This is a genomic window from Flavobacterium sp. (assembly GCF_003525665.1).
Classification (GTDB): domain Bacteria; phylum Bacteroidota; class Bacteroidia; order Flavobacteriales; family Flavobacteriaceae; genus Flavobacterium.
The window spans coordinates 11,151-23,698 of record NZ_DQDX01000183.1 but is presented as its reverse complement, the minus strand read 5'-3'; the positions used below and the strand labels follow the sequence as shown (position 1 = coordinate 23,698).

The following is a 12,548-nucleotide window of genomic DNA, read 5'->3' as shown; positions in this document are numbered from 1 at the left end:
GGCAACATGCGTACACATTTTTTCAATTTCAGAAAGCAAGTGACTTGATACAAAAATTGTAATTCCTTTTTCTTTATTGAGTTTTATAAGCAGTTTTCTAATCTCTATAATTCCGTTTGGATCTAAACCATTTACAGGCTCGTCTAGCAAGAGTAATTCGGGTTCACTCAACAATGCCATCCCAATAGCTAATCGTTGTTTCATTCCTAATGAATATTGTTTAGCTTTTCGATTACCGTCTTTGGTTAAATCAACCAATTCTAGAGTTTCTTTTATTTTTTCTTCAGATATTCCTCTTAGTTTGGCAATGTATCGCAGGTTGTCTAAACCACTCAAGTGTAAGTATAATGCTGGTGATTCAACCAAAGAACCAATTCTATGAAAAACCAATGGTAATTGGTCTTTTAAAGATTGACCAAATAGTTTAATGGCGTTTTCTTGTTCAGGAATAATGCCTGTTAGCAATCGCATTGTGGTTGATTTTCCAGCGCCATTCGGACCTAAAAATCCGTATATAGAACCTTTTGGAACTTTTATAGAAATAGAATCTAAGACTTTTTTATCTTTTGAATAGTGAAAGCTTAAATTTTCAGTTTCAATACTATATTCTGACATGTGATTTGATTTGAAGCTAAAGTAAGTAAAATAATACAATACTATTTTAAATTTTGAAGGTTATTTTATTAGATTTGTTTTGATGTTAATTACAGATATGTAGTTTTCTAAAGTTAAAATGTTAAAATAAAAATGGCGAGTAAAAAGTATGAAGAAATGTCTTTAAATTTAATAAAGGCAGCAGATATAGCAATAGAATCAATCAAAAAATTCCCTCCAAAAAGAGAAAGTGATGGTTTTTGGAAGCATCTTGTAAATTGCTACCAAGAAAATAAAGAGTTAATAATCAACGCAGAACCAAAATTTAGAAATCTAACTAGTCTAAAATATGATTATGAAGTAATATTTACTCAATTTCAAGAAGGTAGTGGAGAAGATGTTGAAGAATTTTGGAGAAGAATAAAAGAAGAAAATTTGCCTTTTAAACGAGAAAATAAAATGGCGAAAATATTAAAGCGTAAAAAGATAAATAACGATATTGAATATGATTTTGTTACTGATGTAATTGTTCCTTACCAGCAAGAAGGAATGATAACTGAGGAAGAAGTGATTTTGCTAAATACTTTTTTAGGTAATTTTGAGAATAGAAAAAGAAAATAAAGTTTAAATTATAATAAGATTCGATTTTAGTTCTTGTAAAATCCTAAACTTTACAAAAGACAAAACCTACCTATCCCGAAGTTTCGGGACTGATTGTAGTGGCATCTCGTCTTTTGGGACGAGATAGAGCGAAAAGCAGGAAAGACGAATCCAAAAAATGCCCAAACGATTCGCTCCAAAAAAAATCTACTATTTTCTAAATTCCATTTTTTATTTTCCATCATAAATAGTACTTTTGCGCATGCAACACAACGTACTTATTTTAGATTTCGGATCGCAATACACACAACTTATTGCACGCCGCGTTCGCGAATTAAATATATTCTGCGAAATTTTTCCTTACAACAATTATCCAACTGATTTATCGTCTTACAAAGCGGTTATCCTTGGCGGAAGCCCTTACTCGGTTCGCGCTGAAGATGCTTTGAAGATAGATTTATCGCACATTCGTGGCAAAATGCCTTTGCTTGCCGTGTGTTATGGTGCGCAATATTTGGCTCATTTTTCTGGTGGCGAAGTTGCGGCTTCTAACATTAGAGAATATGGTAGAGCGAATTTGTCTTATATTAAACAAGACGAAGTTTTCTTTGAAAATGTAAACCTCAATTCACAGGTTTGGATGAGCCACAGTGACACCATTAAACATTTACCAACCAACGGTGTAAAACTGGCAAGTACCAACGACGTAGAAAATGCGGCTTATAGAATTGAAGGCGAAACAACTTACGCTATTCAGTTTCATCCAGAAGTGTATCATTCAACTGACGGAAAGCAAATGCTTGAGAATTTCTTGGTAAAAATTGCCGAAGTTCCTCAAAATTTTACTCCGAATGCTTTTGTTGACGATTGCGTTAAAGATTTGCAAGAAAAAGTTGGAAATGATAAAGTAGTTTTAGGACTTTCTGGCGGTGTAGATTCTACAGTTGCTGCGGTTTTATTGCATAAAGCAATTGGAGCAAATCTATATTGTATCTTCGTGAACAACGGATTGTTACGCAAGAACGAATTTGAAAACGTTCTGGAACAATACAAAGGAATGGGACTAAATGTGAAAGGTGTTGATGCTTCGGCACGTTTTTTGGATGCATTGGCTGGAGTTGATGATCCTGAAACGAAACGTAAAATTATTGGAAATGCTTTTATCGAAGTTTTTGATGATGAAGCGAACAAAATAGAAGATGTTACTTGGTTAGCACAAGGAACAATTTATCCTGATGTTATCGAATCGATTTCGGTTAAAGGTCCGAGTGCAACTATAAAATCGCATCATAATGTTGGTGGTTTACCCGATTTTATGAAGTTGAAAATCGTAGAACCACTTAGAATGTTATTCAAAGATGAAGTTCGTAGAGTTGGAGCAACTTTAGGAATTGATCCAGAGTTATTAGGAAGACATCCATTTCCTGGTCCGGGATTATCGATTAGAATATTAGGTGATATTACACCAGAAAAGGTTCGTATTTTGCAAGAAGTAGATGCAGTTTTCATCAACGGATTGAAAGAACACGGATTATACGATAAAGTTTGGCAAGCTGGAGCGATTTTGCTTCCAGTAAATAGTGTAGGAGTGATGGGCGATGAGCGTACGTACGAAAAAGTAGTGGCACTTCGCGCAGTAGAATCTACCGATGGAATGACGGCTGATTGGGTACATTTACCGTATGAGTTTTTGATGAAAATCTCAAACGAAATTATCAATAAAGTGAAAGGTGTGAATAGAGTTGTGTATGACATTAGCTCGAAACCACCAGCAACTATTGAGTGGGAATAATCATTTGGTAGTGATCAGTTTGCAGTTTGGGATTTGGAATTTTTTAATTGGAATTTAATTTAAAAAATATGTTGAAAAGGATAATTTGCATTGTAGTATTGGTTTTTTCGTGTTCGATTTTCGGACAAAATATGGTAAAACATACTGTTGTTGCTGGCGAAACGATTCAGGCAATCGCTCAAAAGTATAAAGTAACTCCTTATGATATTTATAAGTTAAATCCCGATTCGCAAAGCGGAATTAAAGTCAATTCGGTTTTGTTGATTCCGAAAAATGTTGGGAAAACTGAAGTGAAATCGGAGACAAAACCAACTCCAAAAACACAAATTGCCAAAACTCATGAGGTAAAGCCGAAGGAAACTTTGTACAGTATAACTAAATTGTATAATATTACTCAAGCTGAATTAGAAGCGAATAATCCTTTTCTAAAAACAGATGGTTTGCAACCAGGTCAGATTTTGGCGCTACAAAAAAATGTAAGTGTGCCAAAACCAGTTGTATCTTCAATCGGAACTGTAGTTTACGAAGTTCAACCCAAAGAAACTAAGTACGGAATTGCCACGAAATACGGAATGACCGTTGACGAATTAGAGAAATTAAATCCCGAAATCGTTGAGAATCTTCCTATTGGTTTTCAGTTGAAAGTTAAAAAAGGAAATGTAACTCAGCAAGAAGTTGTTAAGGAGGTTGTGGAAGTAAAACCACAAGTTACTTCTATTTCTAAAGTTAATGTTCTTGATTACCAAGTAAAACAAGGCGAAACCATGTACAGTTTGACACGCCAATTTGGTTTGTCAGAAAGCGCTTTGACCAGTTTGAATCCCGAATTAAAAGAAGGTGTTAAAGAAGGAATGACGTTGAAAGTTCCTGCAAATGCTTCATTTTCTAAAGAGGTAAAAAATAATTTGAAAGATTTATCCAAATCTATTTCGAATAACAAAAGAAAAGAATTGGTGTTGTTTTTGCCTTTTAATGCTTCTAAAATTCAGAACGATACGGTTACTTCAATATCAGAACGACTTAAAAAAGATAAGTTTTTAAACATGACTTTAGACTTTTATTCGGGTGCATTAATGGCAATCGATTCGGCTAAAGTTCTAGGAATTAATATGGATGTTCGCATCATTGATTCGCAAGAAACTAAATACAATACTTCGGCTGTGAATGTGATTTCAAATGGAAATTTCAGTAACACTGATGCGGTAATTGGGCCATTTTACCAAGTAAATGTTGAAAAAGTTGCCAACGTTTTAGCATCGAAAAACATACCGGTAATTTCACCTTTGTCTAAAGATGACGGTAAATCATACCCGAATTTGTATCAATCCATGCCAAATTCCGATGCGGTAAAAAATGCCATGTTTGATTACATGCGAGCCAAAAACGGGAATATTATTGCGGTTATTGATCCGAAAAAGAATTCGATAAAAGAATACATTCAGAATTTCCAAAGCGATACAAAAATTGTTGGACTAACAGATAAATCAGGAATTATAGCCGATAGCATCAAGAAACATTTTGTGAAAGACCGAATGAATTATGTAATTATGGCGTCTGAAAGAACCGGAACTATTTTTACAATAACCAATACTTTGCAAAATGCAATGAAAGAGTATCAAGTGCAATTGGTAATTCTTGAAGAAAACGAAACGTTAGAATTTGAAGAAATTGCATTATCGCGATTAACGAAGTTAAAAATGACGTATCCATCGGTTATAAAAGACAACGATTCGGAAGAAGCATTGCGTTTTGAAAGAGCTTACAGAAAGAAAAATAAAGTCGTTCCAAATCAATATGCCGTTCGCGGATTTGATGTAACTTTCGATACAATGCTTCGTTTGGCACAAGAAAAACCATTTGCAGAAACGCTAGATGTAGCTTCAGAACAAGTGGAAAGTAAATTTGATTACGACAAAAAACTATCCGGTGGATTTACCAATAACGGAATTTACATTTTGTATTACGACACCGATTTAACCATAAAACAAGCACAATAATGCCAACTTCTAAAGTAACTTATTTAGGCGATTTACGCACATCATCAATTCATTTACAATCGGGAACTGAAATTATTTCGGATGCGCCAATTGATAATAATGGTAAAGGCGAAGCATTTTCTCCGACTGATACTGTTGCCAATGGTTTAGCGACTTGCATGCTAACCGTAATGGGAATTAAAGCACGCGATTTAGAAGTAGATTTCTCAGGTTCAACGGCAGAAGTAACCAAAATTATGGGAACCGAACCAAGAAGAATTACTGAAATCCACGTTACGTTCAATATGAATTTAGTTACAGACGACAGGACGAAAACCATTCTAGAAAGAACTGCAATGACTTGTCCAGTTTTTTATAGTTTACATCCAGATATTAACAAAGAAATTGTTTTTAATTGGAAATAATATCAGAATAAAGAAAATAGAACATAGAATATAGATGTTCTAAAAAGTCTATATTCTATTCTCTTTAATCTATTTTCTTAAATAAATGGACGACCAACAAAAACTCCTAGTAAAACTAGCCCACACCAAAATGCCTTTCGGAAAATACGAAGGTAAATACTTGATTGATTTACCCGAATATTATTTGGTTTGGATTCACAACAACCGACTTCCAAACGGACAATTGGGCGAACAATTAAAACTAGTTTACGAACTAAAATTAAACGGTTTAGAAGAACTTATTCGAAATATTAAAAAGCAATATCCAAAGCCTCTTTAGTTTAATTTCAAAATCCACTAAATTCTAACTTTACTACCAAATTATCATGTTGCTATATTTCAGTATTTACGTATTGAAATATTTTCACATTGATTAATTAAATTGTACTTTTGCATCGTTTTTTACAACAACAACTAACAACACAACAATTACGGACAGCTAAATAGTTGTCCTAAAAAAAAAACAATGAATCAAACGAAATACATTTTTGTTACTGGCGGTGTGACTTCTTCATTAGGTAAAGGAATCATCGCAGCATCTTTAGCAAAATTATTACAAGCACGCGGTTACCGAACTACAATCCAAAAATTTGATCCGTACATCAATGTCGATCCGGGAACTTTAAATCCTTATGAACACGGTGAATGTTATGTTACCGACGATGGTGCAGAAACCGATCTAGATTTAGGTCACTACGAACGATTCTTAAACGTTCCAACTTCACAAGCCAACAACGTTACAACTGGTAGAGTATATCTTTCGGTTATAGAAAAAGAACGTCGTGGCGAATTTTTAGGAAAAACGGTTCAAGTTGTTCCTCACATCACAAACGAAATTAAAGAACGCATGCAATTGCTAGGAAATTCTGGCAATTTTGATATAGTAATCACAGAAATCGGTGGAACTGTTGGTGATATTGAATCACTTCCTTACATCGAATCGGTACGTCAATTGGTATGGGAATTAGGTGAAAATAACGGTATCGTAATTCACTTAACTTTAGTTCCATTTTTGGCTGCAGCCGGAGAATTAAAAACAAAACCTACACAACACTCGGTAAAAACTTTAATGGAAAGCGGTATCAAAGCCGACATTTTAGTTTGCCGTACAGAACACGAATTATCAGACGAATTACGTCAGAAATTAGCGCTTTTCTGTAATGTAAAACGCGAAGCCGTAATTCAATCTATCGATGCTTCAACCATTTACGAAGTGCCTAATTTAATGCTTGAAGAAGGATTAGACGTTGTAGCACTAAAAAAATTAGACCTTCCTAAGAAAGCAGCACCCGATTTAAAAAATTGGAATACTTTTTTACATAGATTAAAAAACCCAAAACATTCGGTAAACATCGGATTAATAGGTAAATATGTAGAACTTCAAGATTCGTACAAATCAATTCTTGAAGCTTTCATTCACGCAGGTGCAAACAACGAAACCAAAGTAAATGTAATCAGTATCCATTCAGAATATATTGATAGTGATAACGTTGCAGAAAAACTTTCAGGCGTAGACGGAATTCTAGTCGCACCAGGTTTTGGAGAAAGAGGAATCGAAGGAAAAATCGAAGCCGTTCGTTACGCACGTGAAAACAACCTGCCGTTTTTCGGAATTTGTCTCGGAATGCAAATGGCGGTTATCGAATATTCTAGAAACGTTCTAGGATTAAAAGATGCCAATTCAACCGAAATGAATGCCAACACGGCCAATCCGGTTATCGATTTAATGGAAGACCAAAAAACTATCACCGATAAAGGCGGAACAATGCGTCTTGGTGCATGGAAATGCGACCTTAAAGAAGGTAGTTTAGCACACGAAATTTACGGAAAAGCTCAAATCGAAGAACGTCATCGTCACCGTTATGAGTACAATAATAAGTATGCAGCACAGTTAGAAAATGCAGGTTTAATCAGCTCCGGAATCAATCCAGACACCGGTTTGGTAGAAATTGTAGAGATTAAAAACCACCCATTTTTCATCGGCGTTCAGTACCATCCAGAATACAAAAGCACCGTTGCCAATCCACAGCCAATTTTCGTTAGCTTTGTGGCCGCAATGGTAAAAAACAAAAAGTAGAGACAAGTCACTGACTTGTCTATCTATGATTATAAAATAAAAAGAGACAAGTCACTGACTTGTCTATCTATGATAATAAAATAAAAAGAGACAAGTCACTGACTTGTCTATCTATAATCATAAAAAGTAGACAAGTTGTTTTATTTTGGAGCGAATCAGTAGTAATTTTGGTAAACCATATTCCTGCTTTCCGCGTTACATGGTAACTGCTCCAATCAGGGCTAGCTTGCCAACTAAAGGTTACTAAAATAGAGTTTCATTAAAACTTTTATTTTAAATTTGAAACAAAACAGTCACAATCACGACTGATACAAGAACTGAAAATTATCCCAACAATTTTGGGAACTATATTATGGAAGAAAAAAAGTTTGACAAAAATTCGATTATCGGTTTCGCATTAATCTTCATTATTATAATGTGGATTTTTTACAACAATCAACAATCAGAACAAAAAAAGTTAGCCGAAAAAGCAAAACAAGAAAAAATCGACAAAGCCAACAAGAAAAAGGAAGTAGCTACTAAAGAAGTACTTTCTACCGTTGTTGATTCAACTGTTAGCGATACCGTAAAACTTCAAAAATTAGCTGGTGCATTGGGTAGTTTTGCTTACTCAGCAACTTTGCCATCTGCAAAAGAAGGTTTTACTACCATAGAAAATGATTTGGTAAAACTTACAATTGCCAATAAAGGTGGTTATATCTCTGAAGCGATTTTAAAAAACTACAAAAAATTCGAAAAAAATTCAGGACAATTAGTAGAGTTAATTAAAAATAACAACGCCAATTTTAATCTTGAACTTCAAACCAAAGACAATCGAGTTTTAAATACAAAAGACTTATTTTTTGAACCAACTTTGACTAAAAACGGAGAAGATCAAATTCTTTCTATGAAGTTAAAGGCTGGTGCCAACGAGTTTTTAGAATACAAATATGTTCTAAAAGCTAAAGACTACATGTTGGATTTCGATGTTCGTTCGCAAGGTTTAAGCAAAGTTTTAAATTCATCAAAAACTGCCGATTTACAATGGGATTTAAAAACCTATCGCAATGAAAAAAGTGTAGCTTATGAAAATCAATATACTGAACTTTATTTTGAGAATGATGAAAAAGTGGATTATCTTGGACGTGGAAAACAAGAAGATGAAACATTAGAAAAAGCAACTTTCATTGCTTACAAGCAACATTTTTTTAGTTCTATTTTATTATCGCAAACACCAATCGAGAATGTAAAAGTTACTTCTACTGATTTAGTGAATGATGCAAAAATTGATACCGTTTTTACAAAACAATTCAAAACTACTTTGCCTTTAGCATTTAAAAATGGCGAATTAGATTATAAAATGAATTGGTATTTAGGACCAACAGATTATAAAGTTTTAAATGATTACGAAAAAAATATCGAAGACATCGTTCCACTAGGTTGGGGAATCTTCGGTTGGATAAACAAATTAATCTTCATTCCACTTTTTGGGTTCTTAAGTTCATTTATGGGATTAGGAATTGCAATTATAATTTTTACAATAATTATTAAAATTGCAATGTCGCCAATTACTTTCAAATCATTCTTGTCTCAAGCAAAGATGAAAGTATTGCGTCCAGAAATTACAGAACTTGGAGAAAAATTTGCAAAAGATCCAATGAAGAAGCAACAAGAAACAATGAAATTGTACAACAAAGCTGGAGTAAATCCAATGGCTGGTTGTATTCCGGCGTTGATTCAGTTGCCATTTATGTACGCATCGTTTCAGTTCTTCCCATCAGCTATTGAGTTAAGACAAAAAGGATTCCTTTGGGCAGACGATTTATCATCATTTGACCAAATATTCAAATTACCTTTCAACATTCCGTTGTATGGAGATCACGTGAGTTTGTTTCCAATTTTGGCTGCAATTGCAATTTTCTTTTACATGAAAATGACTTCTGGAGATCAAGCCATGGCGCAACCACAACAAGAAGGTATGCCAGATATGGCTAAAATCATGAAAATTATGATTTACCTTTCTCCGATAATGATGTTAATTTTCTTCAATAGTTATGGTTCTGGTTTGAGTTTATATAACTTTATTTCTAACTTAATTACTATCGGAATTATGTTAGTTATTAAAAAGTACTTTATTGATAGCGATAAAATTCATGCACAAATTCAAGAAAATAAGGCAAAACCAAAAACAGAAAGCAAGTTCCAAAAGAAGATGAGAGAAATGATGGAACAAGCCGAAGAGCAAAAGAAGTTGAATAAAAAATAAGTTTTTAGTGTTCAATAAAAAAGTTCTGAATTTGAAGTTTACATTTCAAATTCAGAACTTTTTTCATTTATATAAAGTGTGAAAGTATTGATATTAGGTTACGGAAATATAGCTAGAACTTTATTTATGCACGATTTATAAAACCATAAGATATTTATTAGTCCTCAATACCTCAAAAGCTGTTTTGGATAAGAAACTACTTCAATTTAAAATCGGTTGAAAAAAGGAGTATTGAAGCGGTAAATATCGGCAATAAACATTCTATCGAATTGACCTCATAAAAAAAGCGCAACTTAAAAAAGTTACGCTTTGGTTTTCATAGCAATTGTTTAGTATTATAGAACAGGTTGTAATACTCTGTTTACACCGTGAATTACACCATTTGAAGCTTGAATATTAGCTTGCAATACTCTTGATAGATTGCTTGCAGTGTCGCGAATATCAACAGTATTCGTTCCTAAAATAACTGTTGTATTTTGACTAGGATCTGTGAACATTGGAACAACTTGATTGTTCGTTAATTGTGAAGAACGTACATTTCCAGCAGTAGTCACATGATATCTTAAAACTTTGGTAACAGCTGCATCATTTGCGCCATTTGCAAATCCACCAGTACCAAGTGCAGTTGCAAATGCAGCATTGTTAGGGGCAAATAGGGTTGCTGGTGCACTAGGTGTTAATCCTGATAATGCAGTTAAAACAGCACTTTGCGCAGAGCTTGTAACTACAGTTTGTAAAGTTTCAAATTCAGGGTTGTCTACAACATGGTCTACTAAAGTTGGAATTTGAATAACTCTGTTTACAACATGAATTACACCATTGCTAGCATCAACATCAGCAGTTGTAACAACGGCACCTTTGCTGTCAATTCCACCATTTAATGTAACAACGGTTCCTGCTTTCTGAACAAACATGCTAATTGTAGGTGAATTAGCTGCCGAACTAAACGGTGAAAGAGTTGAAACGTAAGTTGAAGCTGGTATTGCAGTACTTAAAATTTCACCACTTACAACATGATTTAATAAAATTGCTTTTAATACATTAACATCAACATTGTTTACGTTTACGTTAGCACCTAGAGATGCGAAAAATGTATTAAATGCTGCATTCGTTGGAGCAAAAACAGTGAATTGAGCAGTTCCATCTAAAGTGCCTACTAAATTGGTACGTGTCAATGCAGTTTCTAAGATTGAAAAATCTTCACCAGCTATAGCAATGTCTGCTATTGTTTGTGGTTGAGTAACGTTGTTCTCATCATCATCACTACAAGATGTTGATAAAATTGCAATAAATGCAAATAGACCTAAGAATTTTAATTTGTTCATTTTCATAATAGTATGGTTTTTTTGTTTCTACAAAGATAACGAGTTTTGTTTAATTTAATTTTGTTTACGTTAAACACAATGGAGGGATTTTTATAAAATTTAACTATTTTGTTTAACGTGTTTAGATGTCATTTTCTATTTAATAATCCATAATTATTTAATTTTATGTCTAACTATATCGTTGTAGTGTTAAACAAAACGAGTGGGTTTTAGTAAAAGTTTAACTTCTAAAATATAAAAAAATTCCTATAAATTTGGCATTCTCCAAATTTGGAACCATTTTTGCAACAATAAAATCATGCTATTTTAGTTATAAATACCATTAAATTAATCTCAATTATGAAATACCTATTATTATTTCTTTTATCAATTAACATTGTTTTTGCTCAAGACGTAAATAAGTTAGACGAAAAAGGTTTAAAACATGGTCTGTGGAAAGGAACTTATCCCGATTCTAAACGTCCAAAGTATGAAGGAACATTTGAACATGGCAAAGAAATAGGCTTATTCAAATTTTTTGATGATACTAGATCTACGGTCGTAATTGCAACTCGTGAATTTAATCCGACAGATAATTCATGTTACACCATTTTTTATAACCAAAGAAAATATAAGGTAAGCGAAGGCAAATTGGTAAACAAATTATACGAAGGTGAATGGAAATACTATCACTTTGATTCTCCCGATATCATGACTACAGAAATGTATGTTAAAGGAAAATTAAATGGCATAAGAAAAGTATATTTTAAAAGTACAAGAATTGCAGAAGAAGCAAATTACAAAAATGGATTAAAAGACGGACTTTATAAAAAATATGCTGAAAATGGAGTAGTCTTGGAAGAATGTAATTATAAAAATGGGCTTCTAGAAGGACTTTCCATTTTTAGAAATGCGAAGAACGAAGTGGTTTCTAGAGGAAATTACAAGAAAGATAAAAAAGAAGGTATTTGGGAATTCACTACTAATGGCAAACTTACAACCGAAAATATGAGTAAGCCTAAGCAGCGTAAATTTGAAAAGAAAGAACCTAAACCAGAACCCAAATACTAGTAAATAGATAAATCTTACCGAAGTATATGTTTTAGTGATTAAAGCATATACTTTTTTTTATTATTTGACGTAAATTTGCAACTTCAAATTAAAGAGGAATAAATAATGAAACGAGTTGTCGTTGGACTTTCTGGTGGTGTAGATTCGAGTGTTGCTGCTTATCTTTTAAAAGAACAAGGTTATGAAGTAATCGGACTTTTTATGAAGAATTGGCACGACGATTCGGTTACAATTTCTAATGAATGTCCGTGGCTTGAAGACAGCAACGACGCACTATTAGTTGCCGAAAAATTAGGTATTCCTTTTCAAACGGTTGATTTAAGCGAACAATATAAAGACAAAATTGTCGATTATATGTTTAAAGAATACGAAAACGGAAGAACTCCAAATCCAGATGTATTGTGCAATCGTGAGATAAAATTTGA

General features: G+C 33.4%; 11 protein-coding genes. 9 read left to right on the top strand and 2 right to left on the bottom strand.

The genetic code is table 11. The features are described 5' to 3' along the window. Window positions 1-615, bottom strand: a 615-nt coding sequence (locus DIU01_RS12845; RefSeq protein WP_290835073.1) for an ABC transporter ATP-binding protein, incomplete at its 3' end; no start/stop codon positions are given. A gap of 132 nt (window positions 616-747) precedes the next feature. Here DIU01_RS12845 and DIU01_RS12840 point away from each other — a divergent pair. From DIU01_RS12840 to yidC, 7 genes are all read left to right on the top strand, one after another. After that, entirely contained in the window at window positions 748-1,215 is a 468-nt protein-coding gene (locus tag DIU01_RS12840) for a hypothetical protein (protein WP_290835072.1), read from the top strand. A 241-nt stretch (window positions 1,216-1,456) separates the two neighbouring features. Beyond that, a complete protein-coding gene (gene guaA / locus DIU01_RS12835; protein WP_290835070.1) occupies window positions 1,457-2,986 on the top strand; it encodes a glutamine-hydrolyzing GMP synthase in 1,530 nt (509 codons plus the stop codon). A 131-nt stretch (window positions 2,987-3,117) separates the two neighbouring features. Further along, window positions 3,118-4,983 carry a LysM peptidoglycan-binding domain-containing protein gene (locus tag DIU01_RS12830; RefSeq protein WP_290835068.1) on the top strand — a complete coding sequence of 622 codons (1,866 nt, stop codon included), beginning with the start codon at window positions 3,118-3,120 and terminating at the stop codon, window positions 4,981-4,983. Continuing rightward, window positions 4,983-5,387: an OsmC family protein gene (locus DIU01_RS12825; RefSeq protein ID WP_290835066.1), complete on the top strand. Its 405-nt coding sequence runs from the start codon at window positions 4,983-4,985 to the stop codon at window positions 5,385-5,387. The genes DIU01_RS12830 and DIU01_RS12825 overlap by 1 nt, the downstream gene beginning before the upstream one ends. Before the next feature lie 85 nt (window positions 5,388-5,472). Then, the gene (locus DIU01_RS12820) at window positions 5,473-5,706 is read left to right on the top strand and encodes a DUF3820 family protein (RefSeq protein WP_290835064.1); all 234 of its coding nucleotides are present in this window, start codon (window positions 5,473-5,475) and stop codon (window positions 5,704-5,706) included. Window positions 5,707-5,892: 186 nt separating this feature from the next. Next, window positions 5,893-7,503, top strand: coding sequence for a CTP synthase (locus DIU01_RS12815; RefSeq protein WP_290835062.1), 1,611 nt, complete (start codon window positions 5,893-5,895; stop codon window positions 7,501-7,503). 352 nt (window positions 7,504-7,855) lie between these two features. Then, entirely contained in the window at window positions 7,856-9,748 is a 1,893-nt protein-coding gene (gene yidC / locus DIU01_RS12810) for a membrane protein insertase YidC (protein ID WP_290835060.1), read from the top strand. Window positions 9,749-10,083: 335 nt separating this feature from the next. Here yidC and DIU01_RS12805 read toward each other — a convergent pair whose 3' ends face one another. Beyond that, on the bottom strand, window positions 10,084-11,079 hold the full coding sequence (locus DIU01_RS12805) for a fasciclin domain-containing protein (RefSeq protein WP_290835058.1): 996 nt from the start codon (window positions 11,077-11,079) through the stop codon (window positions 10,084-10,086). Between the two features lie 333 nt (window positions 11,080-11,412). On the opposite strand from DIU01_RS12805, the gene DIU01_RS12800 reads away from it, so the two are divergent. Next, entirely contained in the window at window positions 11,413-12,123 is a 711-nt protein-coding gene (locus DIU01_RS12800; RefSeq protein ID WP_290835057.1) for a hypothetical protein, read from the top strand. A 105-nt stretch (window positions 12,124-12,228) separates the two neighbouring features. Further along, window positions 12,229-12,548: 7-cyano-7-deazaguanine synthase (locus DIU01_RS12795; protein WP_290835056.1), on the top strand; the 320-nt coding region annotated here is incomplete at its 3' end.